The organism is Mesorhizobium sp. XAP4 (assembly GCF_029269325.1).
Lineage (GTDB): Bacteria > Pseudomonadota > Alphaproteobacteria > Rhizobiales > Rhizobiaceae > Mesorhizobium > Mesorhizobium ciceri.
The window spans coordinates 22,366-45,201 of sequence record NZ_JARIXW010000013.1 but is presented as its reverse complement, the minus strand read 5'-3'; the positions used below and the strand labels follow the sequence as shown (position 1 = coordinate 45,201).

General features: G+C 59.4%; 19 protein-coding genes. 13 read left to right on the top strand and 6 right to left on the bottom strand.

The genetic code is table 11. The features are described from left to right. Nucleotides 1-27 precede the first annotated feature (27 nt). The 3 genes from P3C39_RS31785 (at nucleotide 28) to P3C39_RS31775 (ending at nucleotide 3,343) form a co-directional block, all read left to right on the top strand. Complete coding sequence (locus tag P3C39_RS31785) at nucleotides 28-363, top strand: hypothetical protein (protein WP_275954960.1); 336 nt, start codon at nucleotides 28-30, stop codon at nucleotides 361-363. A gap of 175 nt (nucleotides 364-538) precedes the next feature. Continuing rightward, nucleotides 539-2,380: a polysaccharide biosynthesis tyrosine autokinase gene (locus P3C39_RS31780; RefSeq protein WP_275954961.1), complete on the top strand. Its 1,842-nt coding sequence runs from the start codon at nucleotides 539-541 to the stop codon at nucleotides 2,378-2,380. Nucleotides 2,381-2,548: 168 nt separating this feature from the next. Continuing rightward, a complete protein-coding gene (locus P3C39_RS31775) occupies nucleotides 2,549-3,343 on the top strand; it encodes a sugar transferase (protein WP_275954962.1) in 795 nt (264 codons plus the stop codon). A gap of 12 nt (nucleotides 3,344-3,355) precedes the next feature. Here the strand turns inward: P3C39_RS31775 and P3C39_RS31770 are convergent, their stop codons facing one another. From P3C39_RS31770 to P3C39_RS31760, 3 genes are all read right to left on the bottom strand, one after another. Continuing rightward, nucleotides 3,356-3,586, bottom strand: coding sequence for a hypothetical protein (locus P3C39_RS31770; RefSeq protein ID WP_275954963.1), 231 nt, complete (start codon nucleotides 3,584-3,586; stop codon nucleotides 3,356-3,358). Between the two features lie 271 nt (nucleotides 3,587-3,857). Further along, nucleotides 3,858-5,165 (bottom strand): polysaccharide biosynthesis/export family protein, encoded by a 1,308-nt coding sequence (locus P3C39_RS31765; protein ID WP_275954964.1) that lies wholly within the window; start codon nucleotides 5,163-5,165, stop codon nucleotides 3,858-3,860. Between the two features lie 13 nt (nucleotides 5,166-5,178). Beyond that, nucleotides 5,179-6,051 carry a glycosyltransferase family A protein gene (locus tag P3C39_RS31760; protein ID WP_063170851.1) on the bottom strand — a complete coding sequence of 291 codons (873 nt, stop codon included), beginning with the start codon at nucleotides 6,049-6,051 and terminating at the stop codon, nucleotides 5,179-5,181. Nucleotides 6,052-6,295: 244 nt separating this feature from the next. Here P3C39_RS31760 and P3C39_RS31755 point away from each other — a divergent pair, with 244 nt between their 5' ends. Further along, nucleotides 6,296-7,528 carry a glycosyltransferase gene (locus P3C39_RS31755; protein ID WP_024505416.1) on the top strand — a complete coding sequence of 411 codons (1,233 nt, stop codon included), beginning with the start codon at nucleotides 6,296-6,298 and terminating at the stop codon, nucleotides 7,526-7,528. Here the strand turns inward: P3C39_RS31755 and P3C39_RS31750 are convergent. Next, the gene (locus tag P3C39_RS31750) at nucleotides 7,521-8,711 is read right to left on the bottom strand and encodes a glycosyltransferase family 1 protein (protein WP_337123980.1); all 1,191 of its coding nucleotides are present in this window, start codon (nucleotides 8,709-8,711) and stop codon (nucleotides 7,521-7,523) included. The genes P3C39_RS31755 and P3C39_RS31750 overlap by 8 nt on opposite strands. 134 nt (nucleotides 8,712-8,845) lie before the next feature. Here P3C39_RS31750 and P3C39_RS31745 point away from each other — a divergent pair, with 134 nt between their 5' ends. The 4 genes from P3C39_RS31745 to P3C39_RS31730 all read left to right on the top strand — a co-directional run bounded on the left by P3C39_RS31745 (nucleotide 8,846) and on the right by P3C39_RS31730 (nucleotide 13,824). Continuing rightward, entirely contained in the window at nucleotides 8,846-10,123 is a 1,278-nt protein-coding gene (locus P3C39_RS31745) for a glycosyltransferase family 1 protein (RefSeq protein ID WP_275954965.1), read from the top strand. A 277-nt stretch (nucleotides 10,124-10,400) separates the two neighbouring features. Beyond that, on the top strand, nucleotides 10,401-11,714 hold the full coding sequence (locus P3C39_RS31740) for a polysaccharide pyruvyl transferase family protein (RefSeq protein WP_275954966.1): 1,314 nt from the start codon (nucleotides 10,401-10,403) through the stop codon (nucleotides 11,712-11,714). A gap of 119 nt (nucleotides 11,715-11,833) precedes the next feature. Continuing rightward, nucleotides 11,834-12,811, top strand: a complete 978-nt coding sequence (locus tag P3C39_RS31735) for a glycosyltransferase family 2 protein (protein WP_111542419.1) — start codon at nucleotides 11,834-11,836, stop codon at nucleotides 12,809-12,811. An 83-nt stretch (nucleotides 12,812-12,894) separates the two neighbouring features. Beyond that, entirely contained in the window at nucleotides 12,895-13,824 is a 930-nt protein-coding gene (locus P3C39_RS31730) for a glycosyltransferase (RefSeq protein ID WP_275954967.1), read from the top strand. 75 nt (nucleotides 13,825-13,899) lie between these two features. Here the strand turns inward: P3C39_RS31730 and P3C39_RS31725 are convergent, their stop codons facing one another. After that, nucleotides 13,900-15,357: an oligosaccharide flippase family protein gene (locus tag P3C39_RS31725; RefSeq protein WP_275954968.1), complete on the bottom strand. Its 1,458-nt coding sequence runs from the start codon at nucleotides 15,355-15,357 to the stop codon at nucleotides 13,900-13,902. A 284-nt stretch (nucleotides 15,358-15,641) separates the two neighbouring features. Here P3C39_RS31725 and P3C39_RS31720 point away from each other — a divergent pair, with 284 nt between their 5' ends. The 3 genes from P3C39_RS31720 (at nucleotide 15,642) to P3C39_RS31710 (ending at nucleotide 19,793) form a co-directional block, all read left to right on the top strand. Further along, entirely contained in the window at nucleotides 15,642-16,700 is a 1,059-nt protein-coding gene (locus tag P3C39_RS31720; protein WP_275954969.1) for an acyltransferase, read from the top strand. Between the two features lie 282 nt (nucleotides 16,701-16,982). Beyond that, nucleotides 16,983-18,419 (top strand): DUF4214 domain-containing protein, encoded by a 1,437-nt coding sequence (locus tag P3C39_RS31715; RefSeq protein WP_275954970.1) that lies wholly within the window; start codon nucleotides 16,983-16,985, stop codon nucleotides 18,417-18,419. 39 nt (nucleotides 18,420-18,458) lie between these two features. Beyond that, a complete protein-coding gene (locus tag P3C39_RS31710; RefSeq protein ID WP_275954971.1) occupies nucleotides 18,459-19,793 on the top strand; it encodes a DUF4038 domain-containing protein in 1,335 nt (444 codons plus the stop codon). Here P3C39_RS31710 and P3C39_RS31705 read toward each other — a convergent pair. Further along, complete coding sequence (locus tag P3C39_RS31705) at nucleotides 19,759-20,322, bottom strand: glycosyltransferase family A protein (RefSeq protein ID WP_275954972.1); 564 nt, start codon at nucleotides 20,320-20,322, stop codon at nucleotides 19,759-19,761. The two genes, P3C39_RS31710 and P3C39_RS31705, sit on opposite strands and share 35 nt — an antisense overlap. 209 nt (nucleotides 20,323-20,531) lie before the next feature. Here P3C39_RS31705 and P3C39_RS31700 point away from each other — a divergent pair, with 209 nt between their 5' ends. Both P3C39_RS31700 and P3C39_RS31695 read left to right on the top strand, forming a co-directional pair. Next, the gene (locus tag P3C39_RS31700; RefSeq protein WP_275954973.1) at nucleotides 20,532-21,635 is read left to right on the top strand and encodes a glycosyltransferase; all 1,104 of its coding nucleotides are present in this window, start codon (nucleotides 20,532-20,534) and stop codon (nucleotides 21,633-21,635) included. A gap of 139 nt (nucleotides 21,636-21,774) precedes the next feature. Continuing rightward, complete coding sequence (locus P3C39_RS31695; RefSeq protein WP_275954974.1) at nucleotides 21,775-22,836, top strand: NAD(P)-dependent oxidoreductase; 1,062 nt, start codon at nucleotides 21,775-21,777, stop codon at nucleotides 22,834-22,836.

The following is a 22,836-nucleotide window of genomic DNA, read 5'->3' as shown; positions in this document are numbered from 1 at the left end:
GCGTTGACGAGAAAGGTGGGCTGCAACATGCCGCTGACCGCATTCAGGTTCCCGTTCCGCGAGGATGTCGACGAAAGGCGGTTCCGTCGCCTGGCTCGCCTTCTCAAGGTCATTCAAGTGGATATCGAGAGGGAATCTGCGGCACTCCGTCCGTCCGTGGAAAGGGTGACGGACTGCGCCGCGTTCGCTATGGAGGCGATGGAAAATGGCGAGAGCCCCGAACGCGTGTCGGCGCGGATCGATACCCTTGCGCGGAACCTGGCACTCAACCGCGGACGGCAGGTCTTGCTGGAACAGCAGATGTCTTTTGTCGACAGGACGAGAGCAGGGCTGCCGCGCATTCTCCCTTCCCATAGGGCGTAGGGCTCGTACGCCAATTGGCGGCGTTTACCTTCCGGGGCGCAGGCGTAACCTTTCGCGGCAGTCTGAGATCGCGGGGCCGCGGCTTTCAATGAAAACATCGGCCGAATGTCATCGACCGCCTGCATGGGGACGGCGTGCGCGCAGGATTTTCCCGCACGCCTGCAGGAGAAGCTGAATGAACCGTATGTTCCCCAATCAATGGCCTTCGGCAACGGACCAGCAGGCGTCCGCCGGCCAGGAGTTCATTGGCCTCTCTGACATAACTGCATTTCTGCGGCACTATATTGGAACCGTCATCGCCTGCCTTGCCGCGGCTCTCTTGGTGGTCGGGTTCTACATTTTGACCACCGACCCAACTTTCACCGCCAGCGCGCGGATCCTGATCGAGCCCAAATTGCCGCAACACCTGCAGGAGGGCGGCGAAGTAAATCTGTCGTTGGACACCGCCCAGGTGGAAAGCCAGATCGCAGTGATGCAGTCGGAAAAGATCGCTGCGATGGTCCTCGACCAGTTGAAACTTGCCGACGACCCCAAGTTCAACCGTTCGCAGGCTCCGATTTTGGCCGAGCGATTCAGGAGGATAGGAGCAGTCCTGCTTGACGCTTCCGGGCTCCGCAAAAGCGCCCGGTTCACCTCGCTTTGGGAGTATTTCGGCATAGGCGTGCCTGAAACGCCTGCGACGCTGACCGATTACCAAAAGGCCCGGCGCACCATATTGATCTTCAGCAACGGCCTCGACATCCGCAGAGTCGGCGTTTCCTACGCGATAGACATATCCTTCACCTCTCTCGATCCCGAGGGTGCAGCCAGGATCGCGAACGCCACGGCCGATGCCTTCGTGCGTGAGCAGATCGAAACCAAGGCCGAAGCGGCAAAGGAAGGCGGCGCGTGGCTCGAGATGCGCCTTCAGCAACTGCGCACCCAGATGAACGAAGCCATGGCGAAAGCGCAGGAATTCCGTTCACGGCACGACTACAGTGTCGGGGATGAAGCCAAAGGGGAAGATGGGGCGGGCGCTGTGCCAACGCTCGAAGAGCTTGAGGTGACTGCCGAAACCTACCAGAAGATGTACGAGAGCTTCCTGCAGGCATACACCAACTCGGTAAGCCAGCAGTCGTACCCGGTCGCCGACGCAAGAGTGATCACGGTTGCGACGGCACCGCTCTATCCGAGCGCTCCAAAGCCGAAGTTGATGCTGGCCTTCGGGGCGGTTGCCGGGCTCATTCTCGGCATTGGACTTTCGTTTGCGAGGCATACGTTCGACTGGACCATAAGGTCGCCAAGACACATCCGGGACAACCTGGGTGTCGAATGCGTCGGAGAACTGCCGCACACCAGCAGGAGAAGGGAATCCGGCCGCGTCGACGAAGTGGCAAAATATCCGCACTCCCGATACAGCGACAGCCTCAGGAAAGCGCGAACCGAAATCAGCCTTGCGGAAACCAGCCGCCCCATCAAGTTACTTGGGTTGACCGCTGTATCCAACGACAGTTCGAAGAGTTCGGTCGCCAGCAATCTTGCCACGCTTTACGCGAGGTCCGGCCTGAAGACGTTGGTGATTGACGCCGACGTCCGGCGACCGACCATGACCACGCGGCTGCTCGGCCCATCGGGCGCCCTCGACAAACCGTGCCAGGACCCTGTCCGGCTCAACATCGTCCGCGCTCCTGGGCGGCCGTTCGACGTGCTTCCAAGTTCGGTCGTGGACGCCAGGCGCCTGCTGTCACCAAGCAATATGGAGGCGTTCCTCTTGGAGCTGACCACTCGCGACCTTGCCGCTTCCGAACTTGCCGCCTACGACATCGTCATCCTGGACCTGCCGACGCTTGCCTCGGGAGCTGACGAACTGATTGTCGGATCCGTCCTGGACGGCGTCGTAGTCGTTGCCGAGTGGGGCAAGACACATGTCGAAACGCTGCGGGAACTTGTCAGGACGTTGCAGGCCGGCAGAACGCCCATCCTTGGCGTGCTGCTGACGAAGGCCCGCGCGATGAAGTCCAAGCACCGCAGAGCATGAAACTGGTGGCGAGATATTCCTCCTTCGGAAGTCGCAAAAGCGTGTAGGGGATCATTCCTTGGGATTAGGGGAATAGCCCCGGAGCGTCACGCTACCTCCTTTGCCTTTCTTGCCGACAAGCCCCGACCTTGGAAGAGTGTCGAGAACAATTCGAACAGCAATCGTCCCATGACAACAAACGCCTTCGAGTCGCATCAGGGAACGCCGATCTGGGTTCAGCCATCTCTACCCGTGGCGGCTGACAGCCGGACGGCAGTCCTGCACGTTGTTTCCGCGCCCGACCATAATAGTGCCGGGGCGGTGTTGACAGACCTGTCGCCCGCCATCAGGGCGGGAATGACGATCCCTCCTATCGGAGGTCTCCTGAAGCGGATCATGGATCTTGCCATAGCGGGCACGGCGCTTATCATGGCTGCGCCAGTGATGATCGTCGTTGCCCTGCTGATCAGGATGACGGCAGGAGGCCCGGCAGTGTTCTCGCACAGCCGTATCGGGTTCGGTGGAAAGCCGTTCGATTGCTACAAGTTCCGCTCGATGGTTGCCAATTCAGAAGAAGTTCTGAAAGCATATCTCGATGCCAACCCTCATGTCTGCAAGGAGTGGGAGGAAACCCACAAGATCAGGAACGACCCCCGCGTCACGCTCCTGGGAGGGATGCTTCGTAAGTCTAGCCTCGACGAACTCCCCCAGCTCTTCAACATCATCCGCGGCGACATGAGCTGCGTGGGCCCGAGGCCCATCGTAAAGGACGAACTCAAACGTTACGGCGACCACTTGGGGGAATACCTTCGGACAAGGCCGGGACTCACCGGTCTGTGGCAGGTGAGCGGAAGAAGCAGCATGGACTACGCCAACCGCGTGGCATTGGACAGCCAGTATGTGCGGAACTGGTCGGTCTGGCTCGACATCGTGATCTTGTTCAGGACCGTTTTCGCAGTGATGCGCTTCGACAGGGCTTCCTGAAGTCCCGACCGGTCACCCTGCCGTCCGCTTCCAGTGAATGGACAGGGACAGGCCGATGATGTAGGCGCAAGCCATTACGAATGCGAGGATCAGGAATTTGGTGACGGTCACATGGCCGGGCATCTCAAGGCCATTCCAGGCAAAGCTTCCGATCGCAAGCAGCGCAGTCGCCGCGATCAGGGCGGGAGCCTTGAACCGCAGTCCCATCAGAACGCCCGCCGCCGACACAGCCACTACACTCATGAGCACCGAAATCTCCAGTGATACCCGCAGGACTGATTGCCTCACTGCGGCAGGGAAGGTTTCGTCAGCGTGTGCTCACTGATATGCGGCCTCAAAGTGCATGGCAAGTGCCAGGGTATTGCGCAGATGATGCGGTTAAGCATCGCCCCCAGTTTTCTTGCGCCCTTGTGTTCTTCGTGCTTCCAGGCGACTTCCGGCCGCAATTCAGCTTCCAAAGCCCACGCCAATGGGTGCGGCGAGTTGCGGACCTCACTGAATCATCCAAGCTTGATCAATTGGTGCGCTGAATCGGGAGCGTCTCTGTCTGCACGCTGCCGCCTGTAGGTAGGGCAGCCAAGCCGGACGGCGGGGGGGGGATATCGATCTTCACGGTATCGCCTGGCTCGATCGGCGTCGTTTCCTCAGCCGTGAGTTCTTGCGAGCCGCTGTCCGTCGTCCTCACGATCTTGAAGATCGGCTTGGCCCTTTCGGCGCGCTCTCTAAGGGCGAGCAGAGCAGGGGCCGTGACCTCGGTATCGTGCAACAACTGCACCGCGGTGTTGGCCTTGCTGGTCACTTCATTGAGCTGCAGTTGCGTCTCGCGCAAGGCAGCAGCGACTTCGCTGGCTTGGCTATTGCCGAGGTTGAGGATCTCGATGTCGGTCTTGCTTATCTCCTGCCTGACTCGCAAGAGCGAGGTCTCGGCAACCAACCTGTCGCTCTGCATCTGTGCGACCGTTCCCTGTAGAGAGAGTTCCCGCGGTGCAACCGCCAGCCCCTTCTGGACAAGGGCCGAAACACCCGCGAGTTCCTTCTGGATAAGTTCGATCTGTTGGTCGTGGAAGGCCATCTGCTGGCCGAGCGAGGTCAGTTCCTTTTCGAGGAAATCCTTGAGTTCGCGCAAGGCACGGAGTTGCGTCGCCATGGCGTCCTTGCGGACGGCGAAGATCTTGCGCTCCTGCTCCATCGCCACCGCGACCGTCTCGTTCGAAGCTCTGTCCTTCAGTTGCGCAGGGAAGGCGATGTCGTCGCTGCCAGCTAGTTCTGATTCCAGCCGTGCTTTGCGGGCGAGCAGACTGACGTTGCTCAGCGCCAACAAACCCACATCGCCCTGACCCACGATGACTTCACGCTCGAGCCTCGACATGTCTTCCTCGCGTGTTCGCAGGCCGCCGGCGATTCCCAGCGCCTGCAGCACCGTCAGCCCGGGCCTGTAGGGGAACTCGCCTGGCTGCGTGACGTAGCCGACAATGTAGAACGGCCTGTACTGGACAATCTCGACAGCGACATCCGGCTGGCGGCCGAGGCCCATGTGCTGCATCAGGCGGTCGCCGATCGCGCGGGCGAGGTCGCCGGGGGCGGTGCCCTGCGCGCGTATCTGGCCGACAAATGGAAGGAAGAGCGTGCCGTCGGCACCGACGACGAAACTGTCGTTGAGAGCCGTCCATTCGAAGATCACGTCGCGTGATGCGCGCCATTCGTAGACCTTGAGCCTGACCTTGTCCTGAGGTCCGAAGAGGTACTCGGCAGCCACCGTCGGCAAGGGGCAGGCAGCCGCCGCCAATGAAGCCGCCGCCACTGTCACAAGCCATTTCCGCATTGTCTTCCCACCTTCAGATTTTCAGGATGTATTCGGGTTCGATTCGTCCCATGGCGATGTGCCGGATCGCCAGCATGTTACCCCTGAGCCTGCCCCTGCGATCGATATACGGCTCAGGCCGCAGGCTCTTTGCGAGATTCGCGGCGATATTCCTGAACATCAGCGGAAGAGCGAAAGAGGCCGGAACGGAGCCCTTCCTGATCAGATAGATCGCATTCGCAACCTGGGAGTAGCCGAACCGCTCGCCGCTGACCCGCCCTGTCTTGATACCGAGATGGACGCCCGTGATCGCGGTCACGCAGACCACGCGGCCTTTGGATCTCATTTGGCTGGTGAAGTCGATGTCTTCCTGCCAGCCGTACAAGACGAGGCGCTCGTCGAAGCGCAAATCGCCCACAAGCGAGGAACGCAAGGACATGTTGCATCCGTATGCTCCGACATGGTCGACCACCGGCGGTCCATCATGTTTTTTGCCCTCGTTTTCCCGCAAGGCGGCTTCGGCATTTTCCCAGGTGAGGCCAGCATTCGTGGCACCGTCCCTGACGACCGTGCCCATCACCACCGCCCATCCGTCATTTTCCACGAAAGCTTTCTCGACCTGCTGCAGATATTCGGCGGACGGAACGAAATCATCGTCGAAGAATGTGATGATGTCGAAGCGCCCCAGGGAAGGTACGAGAGCCCTGTTCCGCTGGGCAGCCAGTCCTTTCGGTCCGAAAACGAGTGACACCTGGAAAGGACAGCTTTCCGGCAGGTCGACATGCGAGGCGTCGGGCGCCGACACTATGACCTCATCAGGAAGCCTCGTCTGGCCGCCCAAATATCCAAGCAAACGCCCGACCTGTCCGCTGCGGCCAAGCGTCGGGATGATCACTATGAGTCTCATGCTCGATCCAGCTTCGGTTCCGCCGAAACCTAGACCGACGAGTGGACCGACACAGCCTGCATAAAAGGAGACGGGAGGAGCCTGGCCTACCGCCGGACACAGGCTTTCGGAGTATCCCGGTGACGGACCACATCCGCAAGTATTAGATGGCCATGCGCCCGTAGCGGTGTGTAGCCGATCGGACAGCTTGCCGGAGCAACGACATGGAATGGAGACTGCCAGCCTTATGAGGCTAGGGGGAACCATGCTCCACGAACGCTCTTCCGATTTGGCCGTCGCTGCCAAGATCGATGTATCCATCGAAGAATTGCCGGCCGCGCCGGGGCCCGGCTTCGACAGCAATGCCAGGATAGCGATCGTTCATGACTGGTGCCCGAATTTCCGGGGAGGGGAAAGGGTTCTTGCGCAAATCTGCAAGCAGTTCCCCAACGCCGAGGTCTTCACGCTTTTCGATTTCCTGCCACAAGAGGTGAAGGAGCAATATTTCCACGACGTGGAATTCCATACGTCTGCGGCCAACCGGATACCGATGGTCCATAAATTCTATCGATCCCTCTTCTTTTTCTGTCCCTTTCTGATCGAGCAATTCGACGTGACGGGCTACGACGCGGTGATCTCGTCGTCGGCCGCCTTCTCGCGCGGCGTCATCACCAGGCCGGACCAGCCGCATCTGTGTTATGTGCACAGTCCCGTCCGCTACGCCTGGGATGAACAATTTTCCTATCTTCAGCAGGGACGGCTTGGTTTCGGCCCCAAGGGAATGCTCTATCGCTACATGCTCCATCGCCTGAGGACATGGGATACGAGAACCGCGCACGGTCCGGACCTGATGCTGGCGAACTCGAATTATGTCCGCTCCCGTATCCAGCACATTTACGGGCGACAGGCGCGCGTCGTTTTCCCCCCGGTCACACTGGGCGAATTGCCTTGTGTGGAGGATAAGGACGATTACTACGTTTCAGCGTCCTTCCTCGCCCCCTACAAGCGCACCGACCTTGTCATCCGGGCCTTCAACGAAATGCCGTCGCGGCGACTGGTCATCGTTGGCGAAGGGCAGCAATCAGCCTGCTTGCGGGCGCTTGCCGGTCCCAACGTCACCTTCTCGGGCTACCTGCCCCGGAAAGACTATGTGGACACGCTGGCGCGGGCGAAGGCGATGGTGTTTGCGGGCTGCGAGGATTTCGGCATAGCGCTGGCCGAGGCACAGGCCTGCGGGACGCCGCTGGTCGCGTTCGGTCGCGGCGGCGCCGTCGACATCGTACAGCGGCTAGGATCATCCTCCGAGCCGACAGGAGTGCTGTTCAAGGCTCAAACGGTCGATCACCTCAAGCAGGCAGTGGAACGGTTCGAAGAGAATAGCCATGCCATTGCGCCGCGCGCTTGCGCCAGAAATGCAGGACGTTTTTCAGAAGAGAACTTCGACCGCGCGATCCTGGAATCGCTGGACGCCGTCCAGGCACTTCACGAGATCATGTGAATTCGGGAGCCCTGACGATCTTCGTTTCCGTATCGACGCCGTCTGCGGCCGCCATCGCCTGGAGATAACGCAGGCCCGTCGCCCTCCAGCTGTATTCCGCGGCTCTCGCCTTTCCCTTGCCCATCATCTGAGCGCGCAGGGCCTGAGAAGTGCGAAGCTGCACGAAACTGTCGAACCATGCGTCCTGGTCGTCTGGGGATGCAAACAGCGCTGCATTGCCGCAGACTTCAGGCAGGCTGGCGCGGTCTGAAACCACGACAGGACAGCCGACGGCCATCGCCTCGAGGGCTGGGAGACCGAAGCCCTCCGTGAGCGAGGGGAAAGCCAGGCATAGCGAGTCCCCGAGGAGGGCCGCCAACTCGCCATCCGAAATGCGGCCGAGCCAGTGGATGTTTCGCGCTTCGGTCCTGGCGGATCCTGACCTAAAGACGCGCGAATCCGACATGCCGACAATCGCGATTCTGAGTCCGGCTTCGCCAAGACGATCAGCCATGTTCAGGAGGAGATCCAGATTCTTGTGAGGTGCGGCACTGCCGATCAGGACAACGGTTTCCCGCGAGGCCGCCAGCCGCGTCTGTGCTGAGTGTTCAGGCTCCCACCGCAAGGCATGCTCATGGCCGTTCGGCGCCACGAAAGCCCGCTCTGCCGGGATGACGTCGCGGCGAACCAGTTCATCCAAGGAGTAGTTGGAAACGGTCGAAATACCGCACGCCGTCTTGCCGAGGGCGGGCAACAGATTCCTGTAAAGAAGTCTAAAGGCAAATGAATAGCTCTGCGGGGCATTCCAGACGTTTGCATCATGGACGCAGACGATATGCTTGCGGGAAAGCAGCGGCCCTGTGTTGCAGAGGCTGAGCAGTCCGCTGCCATCCAGGGATGAGGGGAGCTGCACCTGTTCCCAGGCATGCCCGTTCATGCCGCCGATCTCCCGACGCTCGATGCAAGCCAGGGGGAAGTCTCCGGACCCTGGAGGGTGGAGCAGTGCAAGCTCGAGGCCGCGGGTCAGCGGGTTCTGCTCGGCCAACAAGGTGTCGAGAGCGCGCACGACCTCGCGCGCGTAACGCTGAACGCCTGTTGTCGGCTGCGAAAGAAACCGCCCATTGATCGTCCAACGTCGCGCCATGTCGTCCCCCCTTGGAACTTTCAGTGTGGAACCGTCAAGACGCCAGGTCACCATGGCCATCGGGTCATTCGGCTAAGTGGCAATCATCCGGATTGGCGACGTCGGACAGCGTACCTACCTCGAACGGTTAAGGGCCTTGGTGTTCCTGGGAATGCTAGTCTGCCTAGGGTGCCGGAAGGTCGGGGAAGCTGGACATGGCCAAGCTCGGGTTCGATACGAGGGAGTCGCCGCAACCAAGATCGGCCTGGCCGGCGAACAGACACCGTGCCGACACGCCCTTGGCCAGATCCGCTGTCGCCGGCGCCGACTTCCTGATCGGCCATCCCGCTGCGGTGTGCGCGGACCGGGAAGCGCCGAGACGGCGCTGGACGATAAATGGAGACTTCACGACGCTTCGGCCAACCGGTGTGGCCCGTTACGCCCGCGAGGTCACCTTGGCTCTCGACGCCCTCATTTCAGAAGGGCATCCGCTCGGTCGCGACCTGGAGATTGATCTCGTGGTGCCGCGTCCGCTTTCGGAACCTTTGCGCCTCGATGCCATCCCCGTCCGGGTCGTTCCTGAATTCAGCAGGCCGCGACTGCCGCAATTTTGGGTGCAGGCGCAGTTGCCCTGGCATGTGCCTGGAGGATTGCTGAGCTTCTGCAATCTCGCTCCCGTCGCACTGAGGCGCCAGATCGCGTGTATCCATGACATGCACACAAGGCTCATGCCGTCGAGCTACGCGCGAGGATTCCGCTGGGCGCACCGCTTGATCCTGCCGGCACTTGGCAGGCAGGCCGCCCGCATCACGACCGTCTCGCAACTCTCACGCAGCCATCTGATCAAGTTCGGAATCGCGCCAGAAGAAAACATCGTCGTCACCTACAACGGCAGCGACCATGCGAACCGGTGGGATGCGGCGAGATCAACTCTGGCCGTCGACCGGAGCAGGCCGTATGTCCTCTGCTTGGGGAGGCGGGACCAGGAATATAAGAACATGGGGCTTCTCGCCAGGCTGGCCCCACACCTCGACGCGATGGGTCTTGACCTGTGGATGCCAGGCGATGTCGACGAGGCCACGCTCCTGAGGTACATCCCGCAAATGCCCGGAAACATCGTCCTTCCTGGCCGCATAGGGGACGACGACTTCAAGAAGGCGCTCGAAGGCGCCCTGTGCTTCCTGTTCCCGTCACGGATCGAGGGCTTCGGGCTGCCGGCGGTCGAGGCGATGGCTTCGGGCTGCCCGGTCGTGGCCTCGACCTCGCCATGTCTTCCCGAAATCTGCGAGGATTCGGCTCTCTATGCCGATCCCGACGACGTCCAGTCGTGGGCTGAAGCCGTCCGCCTGCTGATGCTCGCCCCAGACTTGCGGCAGCGGTTGGTTACTAAGGGGCACGCGAGGGCGAGCAGCTATTCCTGGCGGTGGATAGCGTGGAAATACCTCGAACTCATGATTCAGGTCGACGCCGATTTCGGGGAGTTCGACAGTTGAGCGGCAACCGGTCTGCGGCAGGAACCCTATGAAGGGACCGACCTTGCTCTTCGAAGCCGTCGCTGGAAGCTTCGACAAACCTGACTTAGGGAGGCCTCCCAAAGCGCTGCCTCAGCCAAAAAGGTGTGTTGTCCTGCCCATAAGGTGAAGCGAGGAAACGAGTACTGGGTTCTATACTAGGGGTCATTAGCATTCATTCAATGACGGGTGTGTTGGCACCTCATCCGAGAATGGGTGTGGATTTCTGTTCACTGAAATCGAGAGCGAACGGTTCGCTATGCAATCCCAAAATGCGCAAGTTGAAACCTTGCTTGGACGTCATGTCCAAGAGCAACGACGGACCAAGGGCTCCGACCTTGCGCGTGTGGCGCGGAGCACAAGGCGACTTCGGATTGGCCTGATAGGGCAGTTCGGCGTCGGTAACTTCGGCAATGACGGTTCGCTTGAGGCAATGATCGACACTCTGAGGCGCATCTGCCCAGAGGCCGAGCTTGCCGTGATTTGCACACGACCCGAGACCGTCGAGAGGGTCTTCGGCTTGAAGACCATCAAATTGACGCGGCCGGGCATCCAGTCGCATTGGCTTGACCGGGCGAACCGCATGCTCGGTCGTGTCCCATACAGGATATGGGGACTAATTCGGGCCTTCCTCAAACTTCGTGGTTTTCATGCTGTCGTAGTGCCCGGAACCGGCGCGTTCGATGATTTCAGCGACACACCATTGGGAATGCCTTACGGCTTTCTCAAATGGTTGGCGATGGCGAGGTTGCGCGGCTGCGTCGTCGCATTTGCGAGCGTCGGGGCTGGGCCTGCTTACCACCCCCTCTCTCGTCTGTTCTTCGCCTGGGCAGCCCGTTGCGCCTCATACCGTTCGTATCGTGACGGAATTTCGCGCGATTTCATCCGATCCCTCGGAGTCAATGTTGCCAGCGACCGGATTTTCCCCGACCTTGCTTTTGGTCTTCCAATTCCAACAGTCGAGCGTGAGATTTCGGAGGCCACCGTCGTTGGCGTGGGCGTCATGAACTACCGTGGCCGCACGGGTGGAAGTGAAGCAATTTATAACGCGTACATTTCCAAGCTCGCGGAGTTTGTCGCACGCATTGTGATGCGAGGCTTCGCCGTTCGACTGATCCTGGGCCAGGACAATGACGAGGCCGCGGTCGTCGATATCATCGAGCGGCTCCGCGGCATGGTTTCTGAGGCTGACTTGGCCCGGGTCATCTATAGTCGGTCTGCATCGCTCCACGACGTCATGGCCCAAATGCAGACCACTGACGTCGTCATCGCGACCCGATTTCACAATGTTGTTTGCGCCCTGCGGGTGGGTCTGCCTGTCATATCTCTTGGATACCTCGAAAAGCATGACGTGCTTGCCGCAGACATGGGCCTATCGGCCTTTTGCGCCAACGTCGAAACGTTCAGCGTCGAATGGCTTGAGTCGCGGCTCGACTCGCTCCTTGCAGAGCGGGAAGCGCGAGCGCAGCAAGTTCGCGAAAGCGTTCTGCAGTACAGGCGACAACTTATGAACCAAGAAGATCTCTTCCGAACGCAAGTTTTCGACGTGCGGTGTCTTGGCCGCTCTCGTTAAAGCGAAATCTGGGGAGGCTGACATGGACGACGAAAAGATCCGTGAAGGCAACACCCGAAGTTAGGATTGACAGACAAACAGAAATTCTTCCACTCTCAACAAATTTGGAGGGCTGATAAATGCCGATGGTCGACATTCTGATTCCAAACTACTGCTACGGGCGTTACTTGCCTCAGGCCGTCGAAAGCATCGTTCGGCAGCAGGTAGAAGATATCAGGATTTTGATCATAGATAATGCTTCAACAGACGATAGCGTCGATGTTGCAAAAAAACTGGCAAGGCAGGACAAGCGCATAACGCTTGTGGCGCGTGAAAAAAATCTCGGGCTGCACGCTTCGTGGAATGAGGGTCTAGACTGGGCCAGTTCCAAGTACGTTGTGATTCTTTGCGCCGACGATTTGCTCGTCGATGGCTGTTTTCACCGCGCCCTGTCGGTTCTTGAACGGGTACCCGATGTTTCTTTCGCATGCGGAGCCGAACTGGCATGGCATGAGGACCGGCCCTTTCCAATAGTGGAAAATTCGGACGTAGGGGATTGGCGATTTCTGTCAATGGAATCGTACGCTTTGGCGCGGTCGCTCCCGAGTAGGGTTATTTTTGGGTTCGGCGCGTCGCTGATCAGAACCTCCGACCTCAAACGGGTCGGCCATTTCCGGTCGGAGATATCCTACAACGAAGACGTGGAAATGTTTTTGCGGCTCTCGCTGCATCGCAGAGTGGCGGTGACGAACGCGATCCATGGAATAAGGCGGGAACACGGCGCGAATATATCTGCGGTATTCTGGCAAGATCCCAAGCGCGACATGGTCGAAAAGAAGATCGCCTTCGACAGTTTCTTTTCGAACGATGCAGCAGGCGTACCCGGGGTGGAACAACTGCGGCGGAATGTGTATCGAAACCTTGGAAAGCGTGCGTACTGGTCCGGCCTGTCACACATCGCCCGCGGCCAGCGGGCCGCCGGCTTTGATCTCCTCAGGTTTGCGGCTGAACTCTCGCCCAGCCTGGCCTACATTCCGCCGATTGACTACCTGGCCCATGTTCCCAACCCGCTAAGCCACATCCGCTCACGCCTGGCGGAGGCCTGGGGCCAGCATTGACAACGACGTCTGGCATGTGGCCGCCGATGTGGATCCGTTGTCTCGGATCGGATGCCGTCTTTCATCCGCGCAAAGGATAGCCCATGACCGAAAGGCGCATCGGTGTCGTTTATCTGACTGACGGCAGGCGCGATGACCTGACTTATGCTAGCGCCGTGGCGTTGGGATTGAGCCATTCGCGGGAAATAGACATCCATATCGTTCAATCCGGATTCCGCTCGGCGCCCCCGCCGGCGGTGCTCAGGGTCATCCAGGCAAAGGGCCATCGGCTGGCGACCCACACCCTGTCGACGGTCGACCGGGGCCTATCCGGGCACGGCCATATAACCTCGACGGCATATGAAAAAGCCGAGGCGATCGCCACGGTTTCGGGCGAACACGATGTCGTCTGTTACCTCGACAATGATACGCTTGCCATGTCGCCTCTTGATCTGGCGCTTGCTGCCCCGAAGACACAACCTCTCGCCGCCGTGCCCGACCTCTCCATATCCACAGGTTTCGACAATCCCGCATTCTTCGAAAACTGCGACAGACACGGCCTCGAACGGCGCTACTTCAATTCCGGCTTTATGGCCATCAATGTGTCTCGATGGATTGGGTCGGGAATTCCCGAACGGTACGATTTCGCCGTCAAGGAACATGCGGACTTTTGTCCCTATTGGGACGGGTCATGCATCCATATCGACCAATGCGCCTTCAACATCGCCGCCAATGGGGCATGGGAGACGCTTCCTTTGGAATTCAACGTGCAGAAGTCCGCATTCCAGACAGCCTATTGGGATCGGGCATTGATCCGCCACTATACGGGGCCGGAGAAGTTCCTGCCGGCGGTGGCACATCGCATCGACAGCAAGGAACGGTCTGTACTCGGCCGCATATCGTGCAACTGCGGAGAGCTCGGTCTGAATATTCCTCCTGCGTATCTGGGGTTGCCCTACAGGGTCAACAGATTGCGCAGGAGAGCGGATCGGACCAAAATTTCGAGACTATTGGACGGCTTTCTTGCGGTTTGAGGTCCTCCGTCTGAGCATGTCCTCCCGTTGATTTGCCGCGAGTTGGTGGTGCGGGATCTCGGACAAGTTTCGATATCAACCTACCGAAACCCGTGCCCGCCGGAGTGCCGGGAAAATCTTGATGATCTCATCAAGCAGGGGATGCCGGGTGATGATCAATCCGGCGGACCACCCCCCGAACGCCGACAATGCCGCTGCAGCGGCTTCCATGTTGGAGAGGCCGAAGCCGGAACTGGAGATCCCGATGGCTGCGAGGGGAGGAGCCGCGCTCGCGAAGGCGACGACAGCACTTTTCCATAGCGCTGCGGCGATGTCCCTGCGTTTCAGTCCCAGCCTGCGCCGGACGAAGCTCAGGGCAATACATGCCTGGAAGGGAACGGTCACCAGCATGCACCAGGCGGCTGCCTGCAAGCCGCCGAAGACGACGGCTACGGAGAGCAGAATACCGGAAAACGGGAAGACGATCAGTGCTCGGATGAACAAGTCGCGGATCGCTCCAAGTGCAACCATCACGGGGTAATTCAGTTCGAAGCTGAACGAAAAGAGCAGCGCGATTGCGACGACCTGCACCAGGGGTGCGGCTTCGGTCCACTGGTGACCGAGCACGATGTCCACGATCGGGTACGCCAGAACCGACAGCACGAGGAGCGCGGGCCAGTGGAGCGCGGTTATGAGGGAAAGGGCGGCTAGATAGGGACGCTTCAAATCCCTGCCTTGCCTGACCTCGGCTGAAAAGGCGGGCAGCACGACCGCCACGGCACCTCCGATGACCAGTTTGTCGGGTATCTGGCCGATCCAGAGCGTCCTGCTGAACAAGGCTGCCGCATTCGGCGACACGACACGGCCCAACAGGAGTAGGGGCAGGGCGTCAAAGATGCGGAAAAGCATGGTGATAACGCCGTTGTATCCACCGAATGAGATCATTCCGCGCCAATTGGCCAGGGACGGCCTGAACATCCAGAAATGGGGGCATAGGGCGAGGGCGAGGCCCGCGGCAAGACCACTGCCGATCAACCAGCCCCAGGCGAAGCTCATATAGCTGAAGCCCGCCAATGCCAGCGCAATTGTTGCTGCAGAGTTCGCCACAGCTCCCGTTATGTCGATGGCCGCGATCTTGCCGAAGGACATCTCCCTCCGCAGGAGAGCGTTTATCAAGGTGAAAGAGGTGTCAAGGAAGAGACACACCGAGATGACCCTGAAGTAGGGAACGAGGTTCGGCTCGCTGTAGAACGAAGCCAGCAAAGGGGAAGCGACGACGAGAGTGGCGGCGATGACCCCGGTGAGGATGAACATCACCGTAAAGGCACTGCGTATATCCTCGCGACTGAGTTCCTCGCGCTGGATGAGGAAGCTCGAACTGGAGAACTCCCTTAGAGACAGGGCAGTCGCCATGATAGCCATGCCGATCACTGACACCCCGATCTCCTGGGGTGTCAATATACGGGAGACCAAGGCCGCAGTGGCAAAATTCGTCACGAGCAGGACGTAGCGTTCACCCACGCTCATCAAGAGTGCGCGTTTTACCGAAAGCATGAGTGTCCTTTCCAGGTGGCCCGGCCGCCTGCGTGCCGACGGATAGTCCGACAAACCGGGTTGAAGGTCAGGACGTCCAATAGGCTAGGGAATGACCACCGACTAAAGCGGTAGCAGGGAGGCGACTACCCGCGTGATCGGACCACTTCCTGGCCAGTTCAGGATTGATCGGACTGGATAAGATAGGACGCAAAAAGCACCAACCCCATCCACCGGAGGGATGAATTGTATTACCGCAGGGGGCACTTAGGGTGGGCACCCCTCTTCTCATATGGTGGAATGGGATGAACCGGCAAAATCGCGATCTAAGTGGGCTTCAAATACTTCGCGCTATCGCCGCCTTTGGCGTCATAGTTCGCCATACCCTCGAGATGTCGAATGGATCGGAAGCTGGGCGGTTCAGTCCCGACTGGATAACAGCATCTGGCGCCGCAGGAGTAGATCTGTTCTTTGTAATTAGCGGGTTTATTATGGTGTACGTGAGTTTTCCGCCCGGTCAGGCCGCGGACACGCCGAAGCGTTTCATTATCAAGCGGGCAACGCGCATATTCCCATTGTACTGGATTTGCAGTGCAGCCATTGTTGCAATCTCTGCGATAGGTTTCTTAAAGAACAAAAATATAGATTTATATACCATATTGAACTCCGCCCTGATACTCCCTGGAGATAAATTAGTTTATGTCGCATGGACACTTTCTTATGAACTATATTTTTATATAATTTTTTCGATATGTCTTAATGTTGGAAAAATGTTTTCGACATCGATCTCTGTGATATTGCTGATGATCGGTGGAATTGTGTTAGGAAGAGAAATTCAGAATTCGACATACTCTGATTTCTTCTCTAGCCCCCTCGTTCTGGAGTTTTGTTTCGGCATCGCTTTGGCACTGTTTTTTTCCGCTGGCAAGAAATGGAAAGCCCCGTTGGCTCTCGGCGCGCTCGGGTTTCTTATAATAATCGTGTCCCCGATTTTCCTACCCCATCCCGCTGCTTTGCCCGGTTCGCGGGTCATCGTATGGGGCCTTCCAGCAACTTTGATAGTGGCTGCATTTCTCGAGGTTAAGCGACCGCAATCAATAGCCGGCCGCGCAACTGTCCTGCTCGGCGATGCATCTTATGCCCTCTACTTAACGCACGTCTTCGCCATGATGGCATATGGCTGGGTAATTAAGTCGACATTTGTGGGAGGAATGTCACAAGCTGTCTTCGCTCCTGTAATTATATTCTTATGCCTTATTGTTGGTGTGCTGACACACGTATTTGTGGAAAGGCCAGCTCTCGACCTCGTTCGGAGGGTCACAAGACGCCAGTCGGGACGGCGGCCACTGGAAGCCAGAAGCTAGAAGCCTATCCGAGGTGATCCGGCGCGCCAGCGTCATGAACTTGCAGAACCGAGGAGCGGCCCGAAGGGGTTGGTCCGGCTTTCGTCCCTCGGCTGCACAATGGTGCGTGCTCCGGGCCTGCCAGGGTAGACGCGGACCAGAGGTGTGCTTCCCAATGGTGGTAGCGCGACCGCCGAAAGGGGTAGCGCGAGCACTCCGTTCACCCGTATGGGCAGATTGCTTCCAGCGGCCGCAGTCCCGACTATCCAGCCTGAATCTGAAACCCGACAGGGAGGCTCGTCCATGTCCTTTCGTTTCGCAACCATCGCGGCCTGCCTGCTGGCGACAGTCGTGCCTACTTCCGCCGCCGATCTGCTCTGGGGCGTCAACGGCCATCCAATAACTGCCTATCCGGGCAGCCCGCTCGAAAGGCAGCTCGATTTCATTAGGGATCTCGGCCTGAAATCGTACCGGGTCAACGTTACAAGCGAGGACAACGCAGAAACGCTTGCCAACCTCGTCGACGCCGGGAAGGCGCGAGGAATCGAGATCCTGCCCGTCATCACGCCTGCGGCCATCGATCTGGACAAGGATAGTCCGGAAGAGCTCTACGAGAAGACCCGGAAACTGGCGGTCACCCTCGGCACCAGGTTCAAGAACGACATCCGCGTTTGGGAACTCGGCAACGAGATGGAGAACTACGCCATCATCAAGCCATGCGAGAAACGCGACGACGGCTCGCAATATCCATGTGGATGGGGGCCGGCAGGAGGAACGGGAGCACTCGACTACTACGGTCCGCGCTGGGTGAAGGTGAGCGCCGTCCTCAAGGGCCTGTCCGACGGCATGACCGAGGTCGATCCGGGCATCAGGAAGGCGATCGGCACCGCCGGATGGGGCCACACCGGAGCGTTCGCGCGGATGAAGCGGGACGGGATCGCCTGGGACATCTCTGTGTGGCACATGTACGGCGACGACCCGGAATGGGCTTTCCGCGAAATCGCGGGCTACGGCAAGCCGATCTGGGTCACCGAATTCAACAATCCTTATGGAAGTCAACGCAGCGAGCGGCAGCAGGCCGACGGCATCAAGCAGACAATGACGCGACTTCGCGAACTCACCCAGAAGTACAAGGTCGAGGCTGCGCACATCTACGAACTGATCGACGAGACCTACTGGGCTCCCGGCTTCGAAGCCAATATGGGATTGGTGAGGCTCGCCGCAGCATCTGATGGCAAATGGAGGATCGGCGAGCCGAAGCCTGCCTACAAGACGGTGCGTGACTTCACCCGCGGACCGCAGCCGCTGCCCAAGCCGCATCGGGACTGCGACCCCGAGACCACCGCCGCAGACAAGTCCATATATGTGCGGCAGGCAAGCTTCGCCTACTGCCTCGTGCTTGGCCACGAGGGCGACACGTCCAGCGTCGATCATTGGTCGGCGGCGCTTGAAAGCGGAGACAGCAAACTCGCCGGCACGATCATGGAAATGATGCGCACCGACGATTTCGAAACCAGATATGCCACGATCGGCCTGACGGACCGCAGCTATATCAGTTTCCTTTATTTGCTGCTTCTTGACCGTCCCGCGGACGATTACGGGATTGAAACCTATGCCCGGCAGCTGCGCGCGGGAACCATGACCCGCGAGGACGTGGCCTTCGGCATCGTCGATTCATCGGAGTTCAGATCCGGGCACGCTGCCACCCGCGAAGTTTCCGCGGTGCCGGCCCCCGGCTGAGCAGGAACGCTGGCAGCAGTGAGCCTCGCGTCTGTTTTCATGGCCGGCGCCCTTTTGGCGGCCATGTCGACGGGAACCCTGGCCTGCGAGCGCAACGGCGGGACAAAGTTCCCGCTGCGGATCGAATCCGGAAAGAATTATCCTGTCGACAGCGAGGGCCATCCGTTCTTCATGCACGGCGACTCGGCCTGGTCACTGATCGCCGACCTGAAGGACGAGGAAGCAGACCTCTACCTGGAGGACCGCAAGGCTCGCGGGTTCAACACCGTCCTGGTCAACCTTCTCGAGCACCGGTTCTCCCGAAACGCGCCGGCAAACGCTTATGGCGAGAGGCCATTCGCCGACAACGGAGATTTCGTCGTTCCGAACGAGGCGTATTTTGCCCATGCCGACCGCATCCTGCAGAAGGCTTGCGAGCTTGGTTTCCTTGTGCTGCTCGCCCCGGCATATCTCGGATATGGCGGTGGCGATGAAGGTTGGTATCAGGAAATGGCGGCAGCAGGAGCAGAAAGGCTCGACGCCTATGGTCGCTTTGTTGGACGCCGCTACCGGCGCTTCGACAACATCATCTGGGTCAACGGCGGCGATTACAATCCTGCGGATAAGGATCTGGTTAGGGCCGTCGCCAAGGGTATTCTGGAAGAGGATCCCGATGCTCTTGGCACCGTCCACGGCGCTCCCGAAACGGCACCGCTCGAATTCTGGGGTCACGAACCCTGGCTGAAGGTGAACAACGTCTACACACACGGCCCCGTCTATGCGAGCGCGCTCAGGGAGCACGATATCGGCAGGGGCATGCCCTTCTTCCTGATCGAGAGCGTCTACGAATTCGAACATGGTGCCGACGAGTACCGGGTCCGCATTCAGGCGTGCCAGGCGATCCTCTCGGGCGCTTTCGGGCATCTCTATGGCAACAACCCGATATGGCATTTCGGGGGGCCCGGTGTCCAGCGGCAGACTATGCAGTGGAAGGAGGCCCTCAACAGTCCCGGCGCAAAGAGCATGGAGGTGCTTATAGCCTTCATATCGTCGATAAAATGGTGGCTGCTCGAGCCCGACAGCAAGAACAGATTGCTTGTCGATGGCATGGGCAAGGAGATGGGGAGGGCGGTCGCCGCGATGGCCAAGGACGGCTCCTACGCCGTCGTCTACATGCCCGGCAACGATGGCGTCACCGTCGACCTCGCGCAGCTTTCGGCGACTTCCGTCCACGCCCGCTGGCGCGATCCCACAAGCGGGGAATTAACGGATGTTGAAGGTTCCCCTTTCAAGGCGGAGCGCACAGCCTTCAAGCCGCCAGAGCTCAACAGCCGGGGATACCCGGACTGGATTCTGGAACTCACGCCTCAAGACCCTGTGGAGCAAAGCCAATGAACGCCGCAGACTTGCTTCTGGACTGACGTTCTGACGACAAACGAACCGGTTCCGATTGGCTTGTGCGGCATCGACAATGTCTCTGCAAGTTGTTGTCCAGTGACAAGGCTAGTGTGGATTGCGCCGCCAACAGCCGCTGGGACAGACACGGACTCGGTTCCTCCCAGATGAACTGGCCCCCGTAGGCAAGAGCCACGCAGGTTTTGGCTTCCAACACCGACAGAGCCCGCCCAAGGCAGCCCGGAGCGAGGAGATCGTCGGCACAAAGGATCATGAAATACTCACTTTCCGCCCAATCGATCCCTGAATTGAATGAAGCGTGGGAACCCATGTTCCGTTCCCGCAGGAGCAACTCGACACGGCTATCCTCAGTTGCGATGCGGCGCGCGGTCTCTTCGCTTCCGTCCGTTGACGCGTTGTCGATGATGAGGACGCGCATCTCCGCTCCCTGGCCGAGCACATTGGCAACGCATTGCCGGAGGAATCGCCCGTGATTGTAGCAGGGGATGGCTATGTCGATCTTAGGCATTCGCGTAGTGACCGGTGCCCGACGGGACGATCTTGGTGTGCCTTGAATCAGGGGTAGCCGGAACCCGCCATTTTCGGATGACCGAACCCCCAAACGAGTTACGTCCGATCTCGTGCGCTTACTTCCTTCTGCCAGCTTTTGCCTGCCCGGGCGAAATGCGATCAATGGACGGACGATCAATGGACGGACAATGAAAAGAAGCCAGCTCCATGTTGATCCATGCGAACGCTGCTTCGCCAGGGCCGTCCCGGACAAGGATTGCTGCCGCCTACCTTTGCGATTCGAACTATCATGACATAACCCTCTATTCCCTGGCCTCCTTTGCCCGCAGCCACAGCCGCCCGCTGGATTTTCACTTCTTCCAGGTCGGCTACCGCAAAGACGTGCCCGCCCGTTTCAAGGATTTCCTGGCGTCGCGCAACCACACGATCCACGTGATAGACGCCCCCTTTGCGCGACCTGCCTTCGAGATCAGGGAACGGCCGGGCAAGCATCGGCACATCACCGAAACGGCCCTTCTCAAGGAGCGTGCGATCGGGGAGCTATCTGAAGCCTACGACTATGTGCTCTATCTGGACGGAGACATGCTCGCGTTCGGCGACGTTCATTGCGAACAGGTTGCCGGGTTCAATGAGATCGCCGCTGCCTGCCTCGACCTTTCGATCGGCACGGGCATCGACGACCCCCTGATTTTCGATCGGTGCAACGTATACGGCCTGTCCCCCCGCTACTTCAATTCCGGCCTGATGCTGATCAACTCCCGCAAGTGGCGGGAGACGGAAGCCGAAAGGCGATTTTCAGAAAACCTCGAACAACACCTCGATCACTGCCCGTACATGAGTGCGTGCCCGACGCACGACCAATGCGTCTTCAACATGACTTTCGATTCCGACACCCTTCTGCTGCCCATATCGCTCAACGTGCAGAAGTGCGCCCTCCACACGCACGCTTGGCGGACGGCCACGGTTAGGCACTACACCGGGCCTAGAAAATTCCTTCCCGTGCGCGCCCGCACTTGCGATCCAAGGGAACACGCGTTGCTGCGCGCGATCAGCAGAGAAACAGGCCTCCCCGGCCCCGGATGGGTTTACGACCACGGCATCTCCTATCTCGTCAACAAGGTGAGGCGGCGCAAGGAGATCGCGGTGTACGAGCACGCTCTGGCCCAGCAGCGAATTGCCGACGTGGGAACCCTGGAATTCGACGGCGGGACGGTCGATTCATTGCTGGGTGAAGCGCACCGCGCGCACAGAGGCTCAGGACGAATTCCTGCTCTCGACGGTTCTCTGAAGAAAGTCCTCCGAAAGGATTAGGCGCGGACCACCCGAAAGCGGTAGCGGGCGGCAAGGCTTCGTCCAACGGGGCACCCTGATCGCCTATTGGCGTTCTCCCTCACTGTTTTCAGCCCAAGTAGCCTCTGCGCGATCATATCCGCTGGGGAAAAGGTGTGCGATGAAAGTCATGGTAACCGGCCATCAAGGCTATATCGGCTCGGTGATGGTGCCGATGCTGCTGCGCGCAGGGCATTCGGTGACGGGTTACGACAGCGATCTCTACCGGCGCTGCACCTTTGCCTCGGGCGGAGAGCGGGCTTCCGTTCCGTCCATCCAAAAGGACGTCAGGGACGTGCATGCGCGCGACCTCGAAGGGTTCGATGCCGTCATCCACCTAGCGGCCCTTTCCAACGACCCGCTGTCCGATCTCGATCCGGACATCACCTACGAGATTAACCACAAGGGCAGCGTCCGTTTCGCGAAGGCGGCCAAGGAGGCCGGCGTGTCGCGCTTCCTCTTCGCCTCGTCGTGCAGCAATTACGGACAGGCGGGCGAGGGGATGGTCGACGAAACGGGCGAGTTGAACCCGGTCACGCCCTACGGCTGGTCCAAGGTGCTTTCGGAGCGGGACATTTCCGAACTGGCCGACAGCAGCTTCTCTCCCACCTATTTCCGGCCCGCCACGGCCTATGGCCTGTCGCCCCGGCTCCGCTTCGACATCGTGCTGAACAATCTGGTTGCCTGGGCCGTTACAAAAGGTGTGATCCTCCTGAAGTCGGATGGGACACCGTGGCGGCCGATCGTCCACATCGAGGACATTTCCAGGGCGTTCATCGCCGGACTGGAAGCGCCGCGCGAGATCATCCACAACGAAGCCTTCAATGTGGGACGGACGGATCACAACTACAGGATCCGCGACATCGCCGAGATTGTCGCCGAGGTCGTGCCGGGCTGCCGGCTTGAATTCGCGTCCGATGCCGGGCCCGACAAGCGGTCCTATCGCGTCAGCTTCGACAAGATCGCGCGCTCCCTTCCTGCCTTCAAGCCGCAATGGGATGCGCGCAGGGGCGCCGAGCAGCTTTACCAAGCCTACGGCAAGTCGAATGTCACTCTCGAGGAATTCGAGGGGCCACGCTTCCAGCGCATCGGCCACATCAGGTATCTTTTGGCCAACGGACTTCTAGACCAGCGGATGCGGGTCGCCGAAGCCTCGAGAACACTGGAGGCAGCGGCGGGATAA